General features: G+C 69.2%; 14 protein-coding genes. 4 read left to right on the forward strand and 10 right to left on the reverse strand.

What is annotated here, in order from left to right:
- Window positions 1-117: 117 nt before the first annotated feature.
- Together secA and K3A85_RS11550 are read right to left on the reverse strand one after the other, a co-directional pair.
- Entirely contained in the window at window positions 118-2,856 is a 2,739-nt protein-coding gene (gene secA, locus K3A85_RS11545) for a preprotein translocase subunit SecA (protein ID WP_225206649.1), read from the reverse strand.
- A 98-nt stretch (window positions 2,857-2,954) separates the two neighbouring features.
- Entirely contained in the window at window positions 2,955-3,251 is a 297-nt protein-coding gene (locus tag K3A85_RS11550) for a hypothetical protein (protein WP_225206650.1), read from the reverse strand.
- A 177-nt stretch (window positions 3,252-3,428) separates the two neighbouring features.
- On the opposite strand from K3A85_RS11550, the gene K3A85_RS11555 reads away from it, so the two are divergent.
- From K3A85_RS11555 to K3A85_RS11570, 4 genes are all read left to right on the forward strand, one after another.
- Window positions 3,429-4,439, forward strand: coding sequence for an acyltransferase family protein (locus K3A85_RS11555; RefSeq protein ID WP_225206651.1), 1,011 nt, complete (start codon window positions 3,429-3,431; stop codon window positions 4,437-4,439).
- A gap of 160 nt (window positions 4,440-4,599) precedes the next feature.
- On the forward strand, window positions 4,600-5,826 hold the full coding sequence (argJ, locus tag K3A85_RS11560; protein WP_225206652.1) for a bifunctional glutamate N-acetyltransferase/amino-acid acetyltransferase ArgJ: 1,227 nt from the start codon (window positions 4,600-4,602) through the stop codon (window positions 5,824-5,826).
- On the forward strand, window positions 5,823-6,440 hold the full coding sequence (locus K3A85_RS11565; RefSeq protein ID WP_225206653.1) for a glutathione S-transferase family protein: 618 nt from the start codon (window positions 5,823-5,825) through the stop codon (window positions 6,438-6,440). The genes argJ and K3A85_RS11565 overlap by 4 nt, the downstream gene beginning before the upstream one ends.
- A gap of 7 nt (window positions 6,441-6,447) precedes the next feature.
- Entirely contained in the window at window positions 6,448-7,254 is an 807-nt protein-coding gene (locus K3A85_RS11570; RefSeq protein WP_225206654.1) for an inositol monophosphatase family protein, read from the forward strand.
- A 22-nt stretch (window positions 7,255-7,276) separates the two neighbouring features.
- Here the strand turns inward: K3A85_RS11570 and K3A85_RS11575 are convergent, their stop codons facing one another.
- From K3A85_RS11575 to K3A85_RS11610, 8 genes are all read right to left on the reverse strand, one after another.
- Window positions 7,277-8,920, reverse strand: coding sequence for a M20/M25/M40 family metallo-hydrolase (locus K3A85_RS11575; RefSeq protein ID WP_225206655.1), 1,644 nt, complete (start codon window positions 8,918-8,920; stop codon window positions 7,277-7,279).
- Window positions 8,921-8,984: 64 nt separating this feature from the next.
- The gene (gene trxA, locus K3A85_RS11580) at window positions 8,985-9,305 is read right to left on the reverse strand and encodes a thioredoxin (RefSeq protein ID WP_225206656.1); all 321 of its coding nucleotides are present in this window, start codon (window positions 9,303-9,305) and stop codon (window positions 8,985-8,987) included.
- A gap of 60 nt (window positions 9,306-9,365) precedes the next feature.
- Window positions 9,366-12,854: a double-strand break repair helicase AddA gene (gene addA, locus K3A85_RS11585; RefSeq protein WP_225206657.1), complete on the reverse strand. Its 3,489-nt coding sequence runs from the start codon at window positions 12,852-12,854 to the stop codon at window positions 9,366-9,368.
- A complete protein-coding gene (gene addB, locus K3A85_RS11590) occupies window positions 12,851-15,844 on the reverse strand; it encodes a double-strand break repair protein AddB (RefSeq protein ID WP_225206658.1) in 2,994 nt (997 codons plus the stop codon). The genes addA and addB overlap by 4 nt, the downstream gene beginning before the upstream one ends.
- A gap of 6 nt (window positions 15,845-15,850) precedes the next feature.
- Window positions 15,851-16,573 (reverse strand): nucleotidyltransferase family protein, encoded by a 723-nt coding sequence (locus tag K3A85_RS11595; protein ID WP_225206659.1) that lies wholly within the window; start codon window positions 16,571-16,573, stop codon window positions 15,851-15,853.
- A complete protein-coding gene (locus K3A85_RS11600; RefSeq protein ID WP_225206660.1) occupies window positions 16,570-17,562 on the reverse strand; it encodes an aminoglycoside phosphotransferase family protein in 993 nt (330 codons plus the stop codon). Before K3A85_RS11600 ends, K3A85_RS11595 begins: the two co-directional genes overlap by 4 nt.
- On the reverse strand, window positions 17,553-18,038 hold the full coding sequence (gene tsaE, locus K3A85_RS11605; RefSeq protein ID WP_225206661.1) for a tRNA (adenosine(37)-N6)-threonylcarbamoyltransferase complex ATPase subunit type 1 TsaE: 486 nt from the start codon (window positions 18,036-18,038) through the stop codon (window positions 17,553-17,555). The genes K3A85_RS11600 and tsaE overlap by 10 nt, the downstream gene beginning before the upstream one ends.
- A gap of 8 nt (window positions 18,039-18,046) precedes the next feature.
- Complete coding sequence (locus K3A85_RS11610; RefSeq protein ID WP_225206662.1) at window positions 18,047-20,389, reverse strand: sensor histidine kinase; 2,343 nt, start codon at window positions 20,387-20,389, stop codon at window positions 18,047-18,049.
- Window positions 20,390-20,478: the final 89 nt, after the last annotated feature.

Below are 20,478 nucleotides of genomic sequence, written 5' to 3' on the forward strand. Positions count from 1 at the left end.
GCAACGCACAGTAACAAGAGTCAAACGGCAACTGGCCCGGTTATGCCCGGTTTTCGCGCCATTCCGGGGAGTGGCAACGGTTAAAATCGGACGAATTGCGCCGCCGCAGCGGCGCGCTCAGGCGAGCGCGCCGTGGCAATGCTTGTACTTCTGCCCCGATCCGCACGGGCACGGCGAATTGCGGCTGATGTCGAGCCCGGCATAGGGGTTGTCCCCCGCCTGTCCCGGCGTCGCCGCCTGCCCGGGCCCCTGCGCCGCCATCGCGCCGAGCATCGCTGCCGCGCCCGGAACAGCCCCCGCATCGTTTTCGCCGGTGAACGGATCGATGTGGCTGGTCAGGAAATCGGGCAGCTCGGGCAGCTGGAACTCCTCGGGCGTGCGCATGCGGAACTCGGCGGTCATCAGGATGCGCGTCACGTCCTCGCGGATCGCATCGAGCATGCGCTCGAACAGGCCGAAGGCTTCCTGCTTGTATTCGTTGATCGGGGTCTTCTGGGCATAGGCGCGCAGGAACACCACCTGGCGCAGCGCGTCGAGCGTCGCGAGGTGCTCCTTCCAGTGGTGGTCGAGCCGCTCAAGCAGGATCGACTTTTCCAGCCCCTTCCAGGCCTCGGGGTCCATGTCGGCGAGCTTCTCGGCCATCCTGGCTTCGGCGAGCGCGGCGATCCGCTCCTCGATCACCTCGGGCTCGACGCCGTCTTCCTCGAGCCACGCCTCGAACGGCGCGTCGATGCCGAGCACGTCCTGGATGCGCGCACGCAGACCTTCGATGTTCCACTGCTCGGGATAAGAACCCGGCGGGCAGGCGTCGCCGACCAGCGAATTGACCGTATCGTTGCGCATGTCGGTCACCACGTCGCCGACCGCATCGGCATCCATGATGTCGGCGCGCTGCTCGTAGATCACCTTGCGCTGGTCGTTCATCACGTCGTCGTATTCGACGACCTGCTTGCGGATGTCGTAGTTGCGCGCCTCAACCTTCTTCTGCGCGGTCTCGATCGCCTTCGACAGCCACTTCGAGCCGATGGCTTCGCCGTCTGCCAGATTGCTGTTCATCATCCGCGCGAACAGCGTGTCGGGCCCGAAGATGCGCAGCAGGTCGTCCTCGAGGCAGAGGTAGAACTTCGAAAGGCCGGGGTCGCCCTGGCGGCCCGAACGGCCGCGCAGCTGGTTGTCGATGCGACGGCTTTCGTGGCGCTCGGTGCCGATCACGCAGAGGCCGCCGGCCTCGAGCACCTTGGCCTTCTCGGCCTGCACTTCGGCACGGATGCGCGCCTCGCCGGCCTCGCGCGCTGCCGGATCGGCGACGTCGGCCAGTTCGTCGGCGATGCGGAACTCGATGTTGCCGCCCAGCTGGATGTCGGTGCCGCGGCCGGCCATGTTGGTCGCGATCGTCACCGCGCCCAGTCGGCCCGCCTGCGCCACGATGTGCGCCTCCATCTCGTGGAAGCGGGCGTTGAGCACGTTGTGCTTCACGCCTTCCTTGTTGAGGTACTCCGACAGCAGTTCCGACTTCTCGATCGAGACGGTGCCGACCAGCACCGGCTGGCCGATCTCGTTCTTCTCGCGGATGAGCCGCGCGATCGCCTGGAACTTGTCGGTGGTGTTCTTGTAGAACTCGTCTTCCTCGTCGACGCGGCGCACCGGCACGTTGGTCGGGATGCTGACGACGTTCATCTTGTAGATGTCGAAGAATTCGGGCGCCTCGGTCGCGGCGGTGCCGGTCATGCCCGCGAGCTTGGGATACATGCGGAAATAGTTCTGGAAGGTGATCGAGGCCATCGTCTGGTTCTCGGGCTCGATCCGCACGCCTTCCTTGGCCTCGACCGCCTGGTGCAGGCCGTTCGACCAGCGGCGCCCGTCCATCATGCGGCCGGTGAACTCGTCGATGATGACGATCTTGCCGTCCTTGACGATGTAGTCGATGTCGCGCTTGAACATCACGTTGGCCTTGAGCGCCTGGTCGAGGTGGTGGACCACCATCGTGTTCTCGACGTCGTAGAGGTTCGAGCCGACCAGCAGCCCGGCGCTTTCCAGCGCGCGCTCGACCCATTCGACGCCGTCTTCGGTCAGCGAGATGTTCTTGGTCTTCTCGTCGGCTTCGTAGAGCGCCGGGTCGATCGTCTTCACCACGGCATCGACCGCGACGTAGAGGTCGCTCTTGTCGTCGGTCGGCCCCGAGATGATCAGCGGGGTGCGCGCCTCGTCGATCAGGATCGAGTCCACCTCGTCGACGATCGCGAAGTTGAACGGGCGGTGCACCATCTGCCCGCGCTCGTGCTTCATGTTGTCGCGCAGGTAGTCGAAGCCGAGCTCGTTGTTGGTGGCGTAGGTGATGTCCGAATTGTACGCCTCGCGCCGCTGCTCTTCGTTGAGGCTCGGCACGATCACGCCCACGGTCAGCCCGAGGAACTTGTAGAGCACGCCCATCGTCTCGGCGTCGCGGCGCGCGAGGTAGTCATTGACGGTGACGACGTGGACGCCCTTGCCCTCGAGCGCGTTGAGATAGACCGCCAGCGTCGCCACCAGCGTCTTGCCCTCGCCGGTGCGCATTTCCGCGATCTCGCCGCGGTGGAGCACGATGCCGCCGATCATCTGCACGTCGAAGTGGCGCATGCCCATGGTCCGCACCGAGGCTTCACGCACCGTGGCGAAGGCTTCGGGCAGGATCTGGTCAAGCGTCGCGCCGCCTGCCAGCTGCTCGCGGAACTTGATCGTCTGGGCGGCGAGCTCTGCGTCCGAAAGAGCCTGGATCTGCGGCTCGAAGGCGGCGATCTGGCGGACAAGCTTGTCGAGCGACTTGACGTAGCGGTCGTTGGACGAACCGAACAGGGACTTGGCGAGTGCGCCGAACATGGTGGAATTCCTGCTGTCTCTAGGGGGGCGCACGGCGCCGGTCATCGGGCGTGCGCGCAAACGGTCGATACGGTGAAAGGTGCCCGGAGGCGGCGCGCTTACTGGCGCGAGCGGTCCGACGGTTCGAAGCCGCAGCCGGAGAGTAGCGCTGCCACCGGCAGCCAGATCGGCCTGCGCTGCGCCGGCGCGAAGCGGCGCTGCGGCACGGCCTGGCGCGCGCGCAACGGGCAGGACTTGCGTGCATCGGGGGCCATTGCGCTCGCCGCTTTGGCGAGTTCAGCGCCCGCGACCTCCGACTGCGCAGCCGCCACCGCCGCCGCCTGGGGCAGCGAGAGGCCGGTGAGCATGGCCAGGAGAACGAGCAACAGGCGCATCGTGCGTGCACGTAGGAACATTTGCCGCCGCCGTCCATGGCCAATCGGCGATCGGGCGACGGGTTGCGCATCGGACATCGGCCCGCGCTCCGGGCCTTGAATGACTATTAACCGGATTGTGTCAGGGACACAGCGATGACGACTCCACCCCCGACACCGCCTCCAGGCCCGCGCCAGAGGTTTGTATTGCTCGACGCAATGCGTGGATTTGCGGCGGTGATCGTGCTGTTTTTCCACATCAGCGTTCTCCGCCACGGTCCCGCGATATTCGACCGGGTCTACCTCGCGGTCGATCTCTTCTACATCATCAGCGGCTTCGTCCTTGCCGCGGTGTTCGAAAGCGGCGTCGGCGCGACCGCTGCTGCGCGGTCGTTGATCTTGAACCGGATCGGGCGCCTCTGGCCGATGATGGCCTGTGGATCGGCGTTCGGTCTGTGCTGGATGATGATGCGGGACGGGACGGTTCCCCCTCTTGCCCTGCTCGTTACCGGATTGCTGTTCGTCCCGGTGACCACGGGAGTCGGCGAGATCTTTCCCCTCAATGGCCCGCAATGGTCGTTGCTGTCCGAGCTGCTCGCCAACATTGTCCATGCGCTCGTGCTGCGCCGCCTTCCCACGACCGCGCTGATCGCGATCGCGTCGACAGGATGGATGCTCGAGGTGCTGATCAGCGCGGTTCAGGAGACGCTGAACGTCGGGCATCAGGGAACGACATGCTTCCTCGGCCTGTCACGCGTGCTTTTCGGCTACACGGCCGGGGTGATCCTGGCGAGGACCCGAGACCTCTGGCAAAGTCGGGCCGCGGTCCCGGCAGGATGGATCGCCGCGCCGCTGCTGCTCGTTGCATGCCTGCTCGTCCCGACCTTGTGCGCCTGGCCCGCGGGGAAGACCGATGCCTACGTTGTCCTCCTCTTCGTGCCCATCGTTGCCATTGCGTCCAGCTCCGATGTCCCGCCCCTTCTTCGGCCGGGCAGCACTTGGCTCGGAAAGATCTCCTACCCGCTCTATGCCGTGCACTACCCTGTCCTTTCGATGGCCGCGCTGATCGAAGCGCGCGTGCCCGCTACTTTCGACCTGGCTCTGTGGATCGCGAGCGTGCTGGTGGTCGTTGCGCTGGCCGACGTCTTCAGCAGGACCCCGCTCGCGCGCGGCATTCGCCCGACCGGTGCTCCACGCCGCACGCGAGGGTTCGCGCCCGCACCGCGATGACCGGGACGGCTCGGACAAAGGCCCACCGCGACGGGTCACAATGGACGGCGTGCCCCGATCGAAAAGCTCAAACCATGCGCAATCCAGCGACGCCCACAACGAGGCACATCGGCCGCCCACGGACCTTGATGCACCGGACAAGCGCAGGTAATCGCGCTTCATGTCCGACGCCGTCTCTCCGCTCGCCTCGCCCTTCCCCGCGCTGCCCGCCATTGCCGGGGTGACGCCGCGCATCGCGCGCGCCGGCTACAAGGACTGGGGCCGCTGCGACCTCACCTATGTCGAGCTGGCCGAAGGAACGGCGGTTGCCGGCGTGTTCACGAAGAACTTGTGCTGCTCCTCGGAGGTCGAACTCGGGCGGCAGAACGCTGCGCTGGGCAAGGCGCGCGCGCTGGTCGTCAATGCGGGCAACTCCAACGCCTTCACCGGCTATCGCGGACGCGAGGCGGTCGAAGCGATCATGGACCAAGTGGCGGAGCATCTCGGCTGCGCCAAGGAGCAGGTGTTCGTCTCCTCGACCGGCGTGATCGGCGTTCCCCTGCCCAAGGACAAGGCGCGCGCGGGAATCGAGGCGGCGCTGCTCGCCCAGCCCTGCGGCTGGGAGGATGCCGCGCGCACCATCGGCACGACCGACACCTTCGCCAAGGGCGCGACTGCCACCGCGATGATCGGCGACACCAAGGTGACGTTCAGCGCGATCATCAAGGGCAGCGGCATGATCGCGCCCGACATGGCGACGATGCTCGGCTACGTCTTTACCGACGCCGCGGTTTCGCCCGCCTTCCTGCAGCAGTGCCTCTCGACCGCGAACCTGCGCACGTTCTCGTGCATCACCGTCGACAGCGACACCTCGACCAGCGATACCGTCCTTGCCTTCGCGACCGGCCTGGCCGGCAACGCGCCGCTGGTCGACGAGAACAGCCCCGGCGCGGACGCTTTCGCCGCCGCGCTGTACGATGTCTGCCGCCAGCTTGCCCACCTCGTGGTCAAGGATGGCGAAGGCGCGCAGAAGTTCATTGCGGTCTCGGTCTCGGGCGCGGTCAGCGACGAGAGCGCGCGCCGCATCGGCCTTGCCATCGCCAACTCGCCGCTGGTCAAGACGGCGATCGCCGGTGAGGACGCCAACTGGGGCCGCGTGGTCATGGCCGTGGGCAAGGCAGGCGAGCCGGCCGACCGCGACCGCCTGTCGATCGGGTTCGGCGGCACCTGGGCCGCGCGCGACGGCCAGCCGCTGGCCGACTACGACGAAGCCCCGGTCGCCGCGCACCTCAAGGGCCGGGAAATCTCGATCGAGGTCGACATCGGCCTCGGTCAGGGTCGCGCCACGGTGTGGACCTGCGACCTGACGCACGGCTACATCTCGATCAACGCCGACTACCGCTCGTGACGGCGTCCCCGATCGTCCTGTGGGGCCGGCTCAACTCGCATAACGTCAAGAAGGTCGCCTGGGCGCTCGTCGAGATGGACCTGCCCTTCGTGCGGCACGATATCGGCGGCCCGTTCGGCTACACCGCCGAATATCTCGCGATGAACCCCAACCGCCTGGTGCCGACGATCGAGGACGGCGGCCTGGTGCTGTGGGAATCGAACGCGATCCTGCGTTATCTCGCCGATGCCCATGCCCCTGCCTTCCGCAGCGACGATCCGGCCGTCCGCGCGGCCGGTGACAAGTGGATGGACTGGCAGTTCCAGTTCGCCGACGCCCAGCGCGAGGCTTTTCTCGGCTGCGTGCGGCAGGGCAAGGATGGCGGCGATCCCGGCGTGGCAGCCTCGGCGGCGAAGGCCGCGGCGATGATGACGCTGCTCGATGTCGAACTTGCGCGTCGCCCGTGGCTCTCGGGCGATCGCTTCGGCATCGCGGACGTGCCCATGGGCGTCTATGCCCACACCTACTTCTCGCTGCCGGTCGAGCGGCCGGCGCTGCCGCATCTTGCCGCCTGGTATGCGAAGCTGAAGGCCCGGCCCGGCTATTCCGGCCAAGTGATGATCCCGCTGACCTGAGGACGCGATGACCCAAGCACTCGATACCGCCGTCGCCGACCTGCTGCGCCGAACCGCGCGCGCCACGCTGCTGGCGCGCTACCGGCAGCTTACCGCCGACCAGGTCACGGCCAAGGCAGCGGACGACATGGTGACCATCGCCGACACCGAAAGCGAGGCGATGCTGGCCGAGGGACTGGCGCAGATCCTGCCCGAAGCGGCGATCGTCGGCGAGGAAGCCGCCCATGCCGACCCGGCGGTGCTCGATCGCCTGGCCGACCGCCTGTGCTGGGTGATCGACCCGCTCGACGGCACCAACAACTTCGCCGTGGGCAAGCCGCCGTTCGGCATACTGCTCGCGCTGGCCGACAAAGGCGAAATCCTCTCCGGCTGGATCTACGATCCGCTGTCCGATCGCCTCTGCACCGCGCACAAGGGCCAGGGCGCCATGGTCGGTGGCGAACGCGTCACCGCGCGCACCACGGGGCAGGAGCCCCCGGTCGCCGCGATTTCGCTGATGTTCCTCGACCAGGCCGAGCGGGAAGCGATGAAAACGAAGATCGCGCCGCACTACACCCTCGTCGACATCCCGCGCTGCGCCGCCGAGCAGTATCCCCGGCTCGTCCTCGGGGTGAACGACATCTCGGTGTTCGAGCGCACCCTGCCCTGGGACCATGCTGCAGGGGTGCTGTTCGTCAACGAAGCGGGCGGCCGCGCCCTGCGCCCCGACGGGAGCGCCTACCGCACCGACCAGTACGGGCAAAAAGGCCTGTTCGCAGCCTCTTCACCTGCGCTGTTCGACGAATTCCTGAAGCGCAGCAGCGCCGCCGACTGAGACGACGCTGCTGCGCCGGCGGTCACTGCGCCGGGTCGCGGACCTTGAACGGATCGGTCGGCGCAGGCTGCGTCGGCAGGACCGCGCGCGGCAGTTCCTCAGCACTGTTCGCCGCCTGCCACAACATGCCCGCCATGATCACGGCCGCCTGGCGCATGTCGTCGGCGCGCATGTGGTCGACGGTGTCGAGGTTGGAGTGGTGGACGCGGCTGTCGTAGTCGAGCGGGTCCTGGATGAACTGGTAGCCGGGCAACCCGATCGCCTGCAGGAACACGTGGTCGGTGCCGCCGGTCTTGCTCACCACCAGCTTGCCCGCGCCCAGCATGTCGAACGGCGCCAGCCACTGCTTGAGCAGCTTTTCGGCGCCCAGGTTGCCTTCGCTGTAGATGCCGCGGAACCGGCCCGAGCCATTGTCCATGTTGAAATAGGCCTTGAGCTGGCCGTATTCCGGCTTGGGCGTGATCGGGAAGGCGTTGCGCCAGGCGATGTACGATTCATACCCCTTGAGCGCCGGATCGACCGGACGCGAGGCGAGGTGCTGCTCGATGTAGGCGCGGCTGCCGAGCAGGCCCTGCTCCTCGCCGCTCCACAGCACGAAGCGGATCGTGCGCCGGGGCTTGATGCCGAGCTTGGCGATGAGCCGCGCCGCCTCGATCACGGTGACGCTCCCCGCGCCGTTGTCGTTCGCGCCGTCGCCCGCGATCCAGCTGTCGAAGTGGGCGCCGGCCATCACGTACCCCGCCTTGGGATCGCTGCCGGGAATCTCCGCGACGACGTTCTCGGCGCGCAGGTCGCTCTCGTCGTAGCGGGCGGCGACGTTGATCGCGATCTCGGGCGCCGCGCCGGTCTTCGCCAGCCGCACCAGCCGGCGGTAGTCCTCCTGCGCAAGTTCGACCGCCGGCAGCGCAAGCGTCTGGCCGGGCTGGAAGTCGTAGCCCTCGCCGTGGACCAGCTTGCCGTCGCGATAGCTCATCTTGACCATCGCCAGCGCGCCCTCTTCCTTTAGGAAGGCGGCGAGCTTGCCCTGGAAGCGGCGGTTGCGCACCTGGAGCGCGGCCGCATCGGGATCGAACACCGGCTTGGTATAGCTGTCGAGCTCGGCGATCTGCGCATCGGTATAGCGCTCGAACACCGGGTCCTTGCTTTCGCTGGTCTGTCCCGGCAGCGACACCAGCACGATCTTGCCGGCGAGCTTGCCCTTCCACTCGGCGAAGTGTTCCTCGCGGGCCATCGGCGCGATCACCACGCCCGCCTGGATCGTTCCCGACGTCGGCGGCGACCAGGCGACCGGGATCGCGGTCAGCGGCAGCGCGCGCGGGCTGACCATCGTGACCGCATAGCTGTCGAGGTTCCAGCCCACGCCGAAATCGAAGGGTTCGACGCGCACGTTGGGCACGCCCTGCGCCCGCATCAGATCTATGGCCCAGCGTTCGGCCTTGCGGTGATTCTCGGAATTGGTCAGCCGCGGGCCAATCCGGTCCATCAGCGCCGATGCGGTGACCATCGCCTGGCTGCGGTTCATGCCCTCGTCGATGATCCGGGCGAGCGCCACAGCGTCCTTGCCGGACGCGGCATCGGGCGCGGCCACGGCGCTGGTGACGGGGGCGGCAGAAGCAAGCAGGACCGCCGCAAAGGTGGCGAGGCGGCGGACAACACGGTTGGGCATCAAGTCTGGCTCCGATGAGGGGAGCCGCGTTGTCGCACCCCTCATCGCCCTTGCCAACTGCCTCTTACAGAACGCTTTCGATCCAGCCCTTGAGCTGGCTCTTGGGCGCGGCGCCGAGCTTCTGCGCCACCGGCTTGCCGTCCTTGAACAGCACCAGCAGCGGGATCGACTGCACGCCGATTTCGCCGGGCACGCCGGTGTTTTCCATGATGTCCATCTTGGCGATGGTCACCTTGTCGGCCAGTTCCTCGGAGATCTCCTCGAGCGCCGGGGCGATCATCTTGCACGGCCCGCACCAGTCCGCCCAGAAATCGACGAGGACGGGCTTGTCCGAGCCCAGCACTTCGGCGGCGAAGGTGGCGTCGGTCACGGCTTTGGTGGACATCGCGGGAACTCCTGTTTCGTTTGTGTGCAATCTAATCCGCTGCGGTCGCAGTTCAACCGATCATCCGGCAAAGCTTTCCTGCTCGCCGCTAAGCTCCAGCTTCTGGTCGAGCTCAAGCTTCTGCGCGGCGATCAACGCCTCGGGCAGGACGAACAGCGCCGGGGCGTGGGTGTAGAGCAGCGCCGCCTCCACCGCCTTGCCCGGGTGGATCACGCGCAGCGCCGCAACGTAGGCGGCCATCTGCCGGAGATAGGCGCCCGGAATGTCCTCGATCCGAAGCGGCGGGCGACGTCCGGTCTTGAAGTCGACGATGCGCACCTTCTTCGGGCCGATCAGCAGCCGGTCGATCGTGCCGCTGACGATCCGCGTGCCGACCAGCGCCGCCACCGGCACTTCGGCGAGCGAGCCCGGGCCGAACACGTCCTGCCAGCCGGGATGCGACAGCACCCGGATCGCTGCGTCGGCCATGCTCGCCCGCTCGTCGGGATCGAACTCGACCGCGGCGCGCCCCAGCCAGGCAAGCGCCGCGCCGCGCCACTCGCTCGGCGCAAGTTCGGGCAGCCGCTCGATCAGCTTGTGGATCAGCGTGCCGCGCTGCGCCGCGCGGAGCATCCCGGGACCGGGCGGCGGCGGCGGGTCGGGCGCCTCGTCCTCGACCAGCGACGAGGGCGCGAGCGGCCGCGGCGGCCTCGGCTCGGGCCCTAATGGCCGCACCAGTTCCTCAGGCAGAACCACCGAGGGCGCGGTCAGCACAGTCTCGGCCACGCCTGCCGGGCGCGGCGGCAGGCTGCCGACCTGCTTGCGCCCGCCCCACAGCGGGTCCGCGATCCAGCCGTCGGTGCCGAACAGCGGTTCGAGCTGCGCGTACCAGCTGTCCTGCGGCAGCTCCTTGCGGCGCCGGCCCATCCCCCCGCCCACGAACAGCGCTTCCTCGGCGCGGGTCATGGCCACGTAGAGCAGTCGCCAGTGCTCCTGCCGCTCCTCCAGCGCGACCTTTTCCTCGGCCTCGCGCACCGGCCCGACGCGCTCTTCCTTGCGCAGCGCCGGCAACGGGACCTCGCGCCGTGCGTCGAGCACGACTTCCTCGATCGACCCGCCACGCTGCATCGCCTGGTCGGGATCGTCGGCGGCATCGGCGAGGATCACGATCGGCGCCTGCAGCCCCTTCGAACCGTGCACCGTCATCACCCGCACGAGGTTCTCGGGCTTGCCCGCCTCGCGCTTCAGTTCGCCCTCGCCCGCGTCGAACCATTGCAGGAAGCCGACGAGGCTCGGCACGTTCGCCGCGGCATAGGCCATCGCGGCGTTGAGCAGTTCGTCGATCGGATCGTTGGCCTCGCTGCCCAGCCGCGCGACGAGCGCCTTGCGCGCCTCCCACGGGCCGACCAGCAGCCAGTGCAGCAGGTCGTGCGGCGGCTGGTAATCGGCGCGCGCCAGCAGACTGCGCAGCCGCTCCATCGTCGCGAAAGTCGCAGGCCCCTCGCGCTCGCGCAAGTGATGCCACAACCGGACGCCCTGCGCGCGATAGCCGTGCGCAAGCAGGTCCTCCTGGCTCCAGCCGATCAGCGGCGAGACCAGCAGCGCGGCAAGGTTGAGGTCGTCGAGCGGCTGCGCGGCGAAGCGCAGCGCGGCGACGAGGTCCTTGACCGCGAGCGGCGCGCCCAGCCGCAGCCGGTCGACGCCCGCCACCGGCACGCCTTGCGCATGGAGCCGCGCCACGATCAGCCCGGCAAGGTCCTTGCGCTTGCGCACCAGCACCATGATGTCGCCCGGCGTCGCCAACCGCGGCGTGCCCTTCGCCAGGGGGAAGCCATCCTCGAGCCAGGCGCGGATTTGGCGCGCCAGCCGGTCGGCCATCTGGCGGTCGGGCCGCGACAGCCAGCCGCCTTCCTCGCTGCCCTCGCCCTCCTCGTCCTCGGCATCCTCGCCAGAGTCCAGCCCAACCGGCTGCCACAGCACGACTTGTCCCGGCCGGTCCTCGCCGAGGTGCGGCTCGGGCTCCTCGGGCAGGCCGAAGCGCGCCGGGCCGATCAGCCGGATCGCCCGGTCGACGAAGGCGAGGATCGGGTTCGCCGTGCGGTAGGACTGGCCCAGCCCCAGCCCCAGCAGTTCGCGCGTCTCGTCGCCGAGCACCTCGGCCAGATCGCGCAGTTGCCGCGCGACTCGCTTTCTCGCGGCATCGAAGTTTTCCGGGCTCGTCCCCTGGAAGCGGAAGATCGCCTGCTTGTAATCGCCGACCACGAACAGCGTGCGCATCCGCTCGGCGTGCTGGCCCTCGCCGGTGAAGAAGTCCTGCACCAGCCCGTCGAGCACGATCTTCCACTGCGCCGCGTTGGTATCCTGCGCCTCGTCGACGAGGATGTGGTCAAAGCGCCGGTCGAGCTTGTAGCGGATCCATTCCGCGCTCGCCTTTTCGGTCAGCAGCGCGGCGGCGGTGCGGATCTGGTCGTCGAAGTCGATGAACCCCTCGCGCGCCTTGGCCTCGTCCCAGGCGAGCGCGAAGCGGCGGCCGAGCAGCAGCGCAGGCTCGAGCGTGCGGGCGAGCGCGATCCGCGCCTTGCGCTCGCGCACGGTTTCGATGCAACCGATCACCCGCAGCGCGTAGCCTTCGTAATCGGGATGCTTCTTGGCGATGTTGGCGAAGGATCGCACCTTGCCGTCCTTGGTCAGGAACACCTCGGCAAGCGCGTCGAGCGCATCGTGGCGCTGCGCGTGGTCCCCGGCCAGCCAGTCGCCGAGCACGTTCGCGGCCGTGGCGCCGGTCGCGGTCGCCCAGGCTGCGTTTGCCTCCATGCACCGGCGCACCGAAGCGCAATCGAACGCATCGTCGGCGCACATCGCGGCAAGGCCCGATCCATCCTCGTCCGCCTCGAGCCCCAGCAGCCGATTGATCCGCGGGCGCAGCGGCGGAGCCCACGCGCCCGCGCCGATCCACAAGTCGCGTGCGCTCGCGCAGCGCAGCAGGAAGGCCTCGATCTGGTCCTGCGTCATCCGCAACGACAGGTCGGACAGCGCCTCGAGCAGCGTCTCGTCACCCTGCTCCTGCGCCGTTACCAGCAGGTCGGCGAGCACCTGCCGCACCAGCAGGTCGCGGTCGCGATCCTCCATCGCGCGCGTGCCCGGCATCAGTCCCGCCTCGACCGGGAAGGCCGAGAGCAGCCATTGCGAGAAGGCGTGGATCGTCTCGATCCTGAGACCCCCGCCCGGGCAATCGAGCACTGCGGCAAAGCGGCTTCGCGCGCGCGCCAGCGTGTCCTGGTCTATCGCCGCGCCGATCGCCTTGAGCTGGATCGCAAGCTCGGTCTCGGGCAGGCGCACCCAGCTCGCCAGCACTTCGTTGACGCGCGTCGCCATTTCGGCAGCGCCCGCCTTGGTGAAGGTCAGGCACAGCAGGTTCTCGGGCTCGACCTCGCGCTGCAACAGAAGACGCAGCACCCGCGCCGAGAGCACCTGGGTCTTGCCGGTGCCGGCCGAGGCCGAGAGCCACACCGTGCGGTCGGGCGCGACGGCATGCCGCTGGTTGCCCTGCAACGGATACACCTTGCTCATTCGGCGTCCCCGCCCTTGAGATCGCGGCCCTGCCATTCGTCCAGCCGCATCAGCTGGTCGTAGTCCGAATATCCGGGCAGGTCGGGATTGAGCCGCGCGGTGAACGGCTCGGCGCCCAGGATCCAGCGGGCAATGGCCTCCTTGAGGTAGCGTTCGGTCTCGGACAGGAAATCCTCGCGCGGGATGCCCCGCTTGCGGCGACCTCCGGGGATCGGCTCCTCGCGAAATCCGAAGCCGCGCTGCTTGTTGGCCGAAAGCGACCAGTATTCGAACGCATTGGGGGTCCCGCTCACGTCGTCGAACCCGCCCCCTTGCGCGATCAGCCCGATCAGGCCCAGCTGCAGGGCGAAGCCTTCCTCCACCATCTTCGGCGAAGGCGGCTTGCCAGTCTTGTAGTCGATCACCGCCAGCGTTCCGTCGGGAAGCCGGTCGATCCGGTCGGCCCGGCCATGGATGCGGACGCCATCGACATGGATCGCGCCCTTCGCCTCGACCGCGAGCACTTCGCGCCCCTCGCCCAGCAGCCTGTCCTGCTCGTGCTCGATCCAGCACAACGCCGCCAGCAGCCGCGGCTGCCACAGCGCGCGCATGAACGGGTGCGCGCTCATCTCGGCGAGCTTCTGCTCGGCGAGCGGGATCAGCTGTCCCGGCACGCCGCCCGCCCTGTGCCACAGCTCGAGGATTTCGTGCACTGCCGTGCCGCGCCATGCCGGCGTCGGATCGGCATCGATCGGGTCGAGAGCGCGCAAGCCCAGGATCGCCTGCGCGTAGAACTGGTAGGGATCGCCGCGCAGCCGGTCGAGCGCGGTGACGGCGATCTCCACCCGGCGCTGCTCGGCGGAGGGCATGGGCTCTGGCCGCTTCGCGCCTTCCACCTTGTCCGGCCGGTCGAGCGCGCGGGCCTGCCGCACCGCCTCGTCCTCGCTTACCAGCTGGCGGCCGAGCATCGCCCGGATGCGCAACAGGAAGCGCGAAGGGATCACCGGGCCTGCGGCGTCGCGCAGGGCGTGGCTCAGCACGACTTCGGGCGCGCCCAGCGCGGCGGCGAGGTCGTGCGCGGACAGCCCGATGCGGAAATCCGTGCCCGGAATGCCCAGTGCGCGCAGCACCGGCGGCGCCAGCAACGGATCGGGCGCGGGCGCGGCGGGCCAGGTGCCCTCGGTCAGGCCGGCGCAGATCACCAGGTCGGCGCGGCTCATCCGCGCCTCGAGCAACCCGTAGATCGCAAGGCGCGGATGCCCGCCATAGGCCGGGCGAACCGCCACTTCGTCGAGCGCGTCGCGCAGCAGGGCCGGGACTTCGCGCGGGTCGACCAGCAGGTCCGCCCGCGCCGCGGCGTCGCGCCACTGGGCGACGAAGGCGGCAAGGCTGCGACCGTCGGCATTGGCCCAGAGCGCTTCGCCGCACAGCGCCTCGGCGGTTTCGGAGAGCATCGCCAGCACCGCCGAAAGCGGCAGCGGCTCATGCACCAGCAGCATCGGCACGAGCAGCGCCTCGACCTCGTCCCACCAGCGCGGCAGGCGGGGAAAGCGCTTCGCCCTGCCCTGCACCGCCTCGCGCACCGCCTCGACGCCGGGTCCAGGACGAGGGCCGCGCAGCACGAGGTCGAGCTCGCGCACGCGATCGAGCCAGGTCGCGCGCGCCTCGGGCCGCACCAGCGGATGGCCGAGCAGCGCCAGCAGCGATACCGGCGCGGCGCGTTCGGCCCAGCATTCGGCGAGCTGGAGCAACAGCCGCCCCGCCGGAGTCTGCGGCAGGGGCCGCCCCGCCGTATCGTCGGCGCCGATGTTCCAGCGCTGCAGGTGGCCGACCACGCGGTTGGCAAGGCCCCGGTCCGGCGTCACCACCGCCACGCGCTTTTCGGGCACGGCCAGCGCCCGGCGCACCAGCACCGCGATCGCCTGCGCCTCCTCTTCGGGATTGGCGCTCTCCATCATCCGCACGCCCGACAGCCGACGCTGTTCGGGAGGCAGCGAAACCCAGGCGGCGCTCGCTTCGGGCGGCAGGAACAGGTTGGAGATCGCCCGGCTGCGCTCGGGCGGCGCGGCGGCAAGCCCGGCACGGTGCCACGGCTGCACTTCGTCGCGCGCCACGCTCATGCGATTGAGCAGCAGCTTGAGGTGATACTGCGGGTGCGTGGTCACGTCGCCGCGCCCGAACGGCGGCCCGCCCGGCTCCTCCGGCGCGCCGGCCACGCCCAGCGCGTCCCATACCGCAGGCTCGAGCGCGAGGTCGAGATCGGGCAGGATCACCGCGCCTTCGGGCAATTCGGCGACCACACGCAGCAGCCGTGCGATCGCGGGCGAGGCAGAGGTAACGCCTGCCGCCACCACCGGATGCGCCGGCGGGGTCTCCCGCCAACGCTGCGCCGCATGCGCCAGCAACCGGTTGCGCCGCTCGGGCGCGTCGATCCGCCCCATGTCTTCGAGCGCGGCCTGCCAGCGCACCAGCACCCGCGCGAACAGCCGCGTGTTCTCCTGCCAGTGCTCGGAAAGGTCGCCGACGAGGCCGATCACCTCGGGGTCGAGAAGTTTGTCCGGCGAGACACCCTCGACCGCCAGCCGGTCCATGCTCTGCACCAGGACCCGCGCCTGGCGCATCAGCCCCGCCTCGCCCGGCGCCCGCTCGGCCAGTTCCTCGCGCAGCATCTGCGCCACCGCAAGCAGACGCACCACCGGATCGACCGCCTGCGGGACATCCGCGCCCGCTCCGATCGGGTCGAGCAAAGGCCCCAGCGTCTCCTCGAGATCGAGGTCGCCGACCACCGCCATCCGCGGCAGCAGCAGCCCGCCCCCGCTCGCCCGCACGAACGCTTCGGTCACGGTGCGGATCGCGCGCCGGCTGGGCAGCAGCAGCGTCAGCCGGGCAAGGCCGAAGCCCTCCTCGCGATAGCGCGGGATGAGCCCTGCGACGAGCGCGTCGGCAAAGCCGCGGTGGGCGGCGATCGAATAGACCGAGACGCGGCCTGCGGGAGCTTTCGCCTCGGCCACCGGCGCTCAGCCGCCGGTCAGCGCGGCTTCGGTGGGCGCGATCATCGCCGGCGCGCCGACTTCGTACCACAGGCCGGTGTGCGGCAGGGCGAACAGGCGCCCTTCCTCGATCGCCCGGTTCCACGGCAGGTTGAACGAGAACGGACCGTCCGGGCAGTCGCGCAGCAGCCGCTTCGACAGCAACTGGATCCCGGCGAAGATGTAGGGCGCCACTCGCCCCTGCCGCCGCCGCGTGACCTCGCCCAGCGGGCCAAGGTGGAAATCGCCCACCCCGTCGTAATTGAAGGCCTGGGCATGGCTCACCACCAGCAGCAGCGCGTCCATCCGCGTCTCGTCCCAGGCATCGCTCAGCGCGGCGAACACGTTGCGCGGGCCATCCAGCCAGACATTGTCGCTATTGAGGCTGAAGAACGTGTCGGCCTCGATCAGGTCGAGCGCCTTGACCGTGCCGCCGCCGGTTTCGAGCAACTGCTCGGTCTCGTCCGAGATGGCGATCTGCGGTGACGTGCGGTGCGACAGGTGCGCGCGCATCTGGTCGGCGAGGTAGTGGACATTGACCACCGCACGGGCCACGCCCGCTTCGGCGAGCTTGTCGAGTGCGTGGTCGATCAGCGGGCGCCCCGCGACGCGGACGAGCGGCTTGGGCCGGCTGGCGGTCAGCGGCCGCATCCGCTTGCCGAGCCCTGCGGCGAGAACCATCGCGACATCGCTGGCGAGCGGCCTGGTCATGCCTCGAACCTCCCCCCCAGCACGCCCGCCGGATCGCGCAAGGTCGCCGGAATAAACTGGTCGAACCATGCCGCCACCGGCGCCAGCGCCGGATGCGCCAGATCGCGCTCGAGCAGCGCCCAGACGCGCGGAATGTAATCGAGGTAGCGCGGCTTGCCGTCGCGCTTCCACAGCCGCACGAAGATGCCCACGATCTTGATGTTCCGCTGCGCTCCCAGCCGCGCATAGTCGGCAAGGAAATCGTAATCGGGCTGCGCGCTGGCGACGTAATGGTCGAACATCTTTGCCTCGATCTCGGGCGAGACGTCACGCCGCGCGTCCTGCAACAGCGAGACGAGGTCGTACGCGGGATGGCCGGTCAGCGCGTCCTGGAAATCGAGCAGCCCCTGCCGGTGCAGCCCGCCGTCGAGCATGATGTTCTCGGCGTGATAGTCGCGCAGCACGCTCACCCCGGGGCGCTGGTGCGGCAGCAACGGCAGCAGCACGTCCTCCCACGCCTGGGCATAGGCGCGGCTGTCGACATAGAGCGCGCGCGCCGGGCAGAACCAGTCGATAAACAGCTTCGCCTCGCGCTGGTACTCGGCGAGCGTGTAGTCGTTGAACGGCCCCGGCGGCAGGCGATGCAACTGGAGCAGGGCGTCGACCGCGTAGCGGTAGACCTCCTCCTCGTCCTGCGGCCAGGCGTCGAGGTATTCGCGCATCCGCACTTCGCCGAAGTCCTGCAGCAGCACCAGACCCTCGCGCGGGTCCTCGGCGAGGATCCGGGGCGCGTTCATGCCGTTGGCGTCGAGCCACCGGGCCGCGCGCACGAAAGGCTCGGGGTCCTCGTGCGGGGGCGGCGCGTGCATCAAAATCGCGCTTCCGGTCGAACGACGCACGCGGAAGTAGCGGCGGAACGACGCGTCGCCGGGCAGCGGTTCGACGATCGCGCCCGTCCACCCGGCAGAGGCCAGGAACGGTTCGACGCCTGCGGGAATGCTCAGGTCCATGGCCCCCGCTCTAGCCAACCGCGCCCCGGCTCGACAATGGCCGTCCGTCCCTTTTCCCGCATTTCCAGCCGGATCGTCAGGCAGTTGGGCTCATGCGCGAAGCCGCCGGCGTGTTCGGGCCACTCGGCGAGCAGCGCGGCGCCCTCGCGATAGTCGTCGAGCCCGATCTCCGCCGCCTCCGCCGGGTCTTCCAGCCGATAGAAGTCGGCGTGGACCAGCGGCAGCCGCACCGCCGGCGGATCGTAGACCTCGATGATCGCGAAGCTCGGGCTCGGCACTTCGCCGACATAGCCGAGCGCGGCGACGATCGCGCGGGCGAGCGTGGTCTTCCCTGCCCCCAGCGTCCCTTCGAGCGCGACCACGTCGCCCGCCCGGAGCCGCCCGGCGATCGTGGCGGCGAGACGTTCGCCGGCAACGAGATCGTCAAGCGGCAGGACGATCGGCCCGCTCATGGCCCCGCCAATGCCATCGCTCATGGCCCCGCTCATGGCAGCGTCACGATCGCGCTGGTGCCCTCGCCCGGCTCGGACAGCAGTTCGAGCGAGCCGCCATGCGCCTCGACCAGCTGGCGCACCAGCGGCAGGCCCAGCCCGTTGCGGCGCTCGACCATGCGCCCGTCGGCACTGATCTTGAGCCCCTCGAGCGCGCGCGCGAGCTTGGCCGGCTCCATGCCGCTGCCGTTGTCCGAAACCACCACCTGGATGCGGCCAGCGCGGCGCGCGCACTCGATCTGGATCCAGCCGCCCGCGCCGGTTGCGGCAATCGCGTTGTCGATAAGTTCTCCGAACGCGCGGCGCAGCCGCCGCGCGTCGCCCGTCACCGAACCCGCCGCATCGCTCCCGCGCAAGTCGAGCGTCAGCCCGGCCGCTTCGATCCTGCCCGCGCGTTGCTGGACGACTTCGGTCAGCAGCGCGAAGATCGGCACCTGTTCCTCGGCGAGCGGCAGCGTGCCCGCTTCGCTTTGCGACAGGTCGAGCACGTTCTCGATCTGCTGGCCGAGCCGCTCGACCGACGTCAGGATCGCGGTGACATATTCCTGCGCCTGCGGCGTCAGCTCGCCCGCGATCCCCGCCGCGAGCAATTCGGCAAAGCCGCCGATCGAGGTCAGCGGCGTGCGGAATTCGTAGCTCATGTTGGCGATGAAGCGCGTCTTGACCGCGTCCGCCTCGATCAGCGCGGCATTGCGTTCGCGCAAGGCCGCCTCGGCCTTCTGCGAATCGGTGATGTCAAGCACGGTCAGCAACCCGTTGCCGTCGGGCAGCGGCACGCCAGCGAACTCCAGCTGCCGCCCGTCGGCAAGCGCGATGCGCCCGTTCTTGCCCTTGCGCTCGAGCGTCGCGGCCTGGATCACCTCGGCCAGCACGCTCACCTGCGCCGCACGCTTGAGCTGGTCGGACACGCGGCTCAACAGCACGTCGGCGCGCGGGTGGGTGGCGAGGAATTCCTCCTCGAGCCCCCAGTCGGCGGCGAAGCGCCGGTTCCACAGTTGCAACTTGCCGTCGGGGCCGAACACCGCGAGCGATTCGAACAGGTTGTCGAACGTCGCCGTCCGCGTGCGAAGCAGCGTGTCGCGCGTTGCCGAAAGCTGGAGCTGCTCGGTCCGGTCCTCGAAGATCATCAGCAGGCCGCCGTCGGGCATCGGCTGGCCGACCACGCGCAGATGCGTCCCGTCGGAGAGGTGCCAGGGCTCCTCGCGCGGCGCGCTCGACAGGAACCAGCCCTGCCGCTCGCGCCGCCATTCGGGAAAGTCGCGCACTTCGGGCAGGCGGCCGGCATCGCGCATCCGGTCGAGCACCCGGTCGAACGGCGGGGTATCGACAACCCACGCCTGCGGGATCGCGAAGATGCGCAGGAACGGCTGGTTGGCGAAGACCAGGTTCCGCTTCTCGTCGAACTGCGCGATCCCGGCCGAAAGCGTGTCGAGCATCTGGCGCTGGGCATCGCGGAAGCGGCGGAACTGGCGGGTCAGCTCCTCCATTTCCTCGATGTCGACGGCGTACCCGGCAACGCCCTCGTCGCCCAGCGGCAAGTCGGACACGCGCAACGAACGGCGCTGCCCGTCGATCGTGGCCGAGACGATCCGCGTCACCGCCTGCTTGCGCGCATGGACCTGGCGCGCCACTTGCGCCGCGGTCAGGCCCTCGGTGGGCTCGACCAGTTCGACCCCCTGCGCCACCGCCTCCTCGGCCGAGCGGGCGCCGACCGCCTTGACGTAGGCGCTGTTGACCAGCCGCAGCCGCATCGCGGCATCGCGGAACCACATCGGCAGCGGCGCCGCCTCGATCAGCCCGGACAGCCCGGCGAAGTCCGCGCGCGCCGCCTGCGTCTCGGCGCGCAGCCGGGCGAGTTCCTCCTCGCTGTCGGAAAAGTCGAAGAACCAAACCAGCGCCGCGCCGCCGGGCGCGATCTGCGCATCGGCGAGGTGCCCGGTTGCGCCAAGGCTCCTGCCGCTGCCGCGCGGCCGCAACGCCAGGCGGAACGGGGCTCCGGTCTTCTGCGCGCGCCGCACCGCATCGCCGAGCTTCGACAACTGCACCTCGTCGAACCCGCGATCCTCGCCGTCGAGTTCGCTCAAGTACTGCGGCATCGCGTCGAGCCCGAACCAACCCGCGAGCCGCGAAGGCCCCTCGATCCGCCCGTCGGCGCGCACCAGCAAGGGCAGCGCAGGCGATTCCTCGACCATCCGCGACAGCCGCCGGGCAAGGCGCTGAGCGGCATCGGCCCGACGGATGCGCAGCCGTGCGGTGAGCACCGTCCAGAGCGCCGCCAGCGTCCACGCCGCCAGCAAGAGGGCGATCACCACCAGCGCGGTATGGTTGAACAGCATCTCCCCATCGCTAGGCGGCGGCCTGTATCAATGCAATCCGGGACCCTTGCGGAAATTGCGGAAGATCGACGATGGCCCGTTGCCGGGCG

The organism is Novosphingobium huizhouense, assembly GCF_020179475.1.
In the GTDB taxonomy this organism is placed as follows: Bacteria; Pseudomonadota; Alphaproteobacteria; order Sphingomonadales; family Sphingomonadaceae; genus Novosphingobium; species Novosphingobium huizhouense.

Coding starts and splice junctions, on each gene's coding strand:
- secA (WP_225206649.1), bottom strand. CDS start 2,856: ATGTTCGGCGCACTCGCCAAGTCCCTGTTCGGTTCGTCCAACGACCGC.
- K3A85_RS11550 (WP_225206650.1), bottom strand. CDS start 3,251: ATGTTCCTACGTGCACGCACGATGCGCCTGTTGCTCGTTCTCCTGGCC.
- K3A85_RS11555 (WP_225206651.1), top strand. CDS start 3,429: ATGCGTGGATTTGCGGCGGTGATCGTGCTGTTTTTCCACATCAGCGTT.
- argJ (WP_225206652.1), top strand. CDS start 4,600: ATGTCCGACGCCGTCTCTCCGCTCGCCTCGCCCTTCCCCGCGCTGCCC.
- K3A85_RS11570 (WP_225206654.1), top strand. CDS start 6,448: ATGACCCAAGCACTCGATACCGCCGTCGCCGACCTGCTGCGCCGAACC.
- K3A85_RS11575 (WP_225206655.1), bottom strand. CDS start 8,920: ATGCCCAACCGTGTTGTCCGCCGCCTCGCCACCTTTGCGGCGGTCCTG.
- trxA (WP_225206656.1), bottom strand. CDS start 9,305: ATGTCCACCAAAGCCGTGACCGACGCCACCTTCGCCGCCGAAGTGCTG.
- addA (WP_225206657.1), bottom strand. CDS start 12,854: ATGAGCAAGGTGTATCCGTTGCAGGGCAACCAGCGGCATGCCGTCGCG.
- K3A85_RS11595 (WP_225206659.1), bottom strand. CDS start 16,573: ATGACCAGGCCGCTCGCCAGCGATGTCGCGATGGTTCTCGCCGCAGGG.
- K3A85_RS11600 (WP_225206660.1), bottom strand. CDS start 17,562: ATGGACCTGAGCATTCCCGCAGGCGTCGAACCGTTCCTGGCCTCTGCC.
- tsaE (WP_225206661.1), bottom strand. CDS start 18,038: ATGAGCGATGGCATTGGCGGGGCCATGAGCGGGCCGATCGTCCTGCCG.
- K3A85_RS11610 (WP_225206662.1), bottom strand. CDS start 20,389: ATGCTGTTCAACCATACCGCGCTGGTGGTGATCGCCCTCTTGCTGGCG.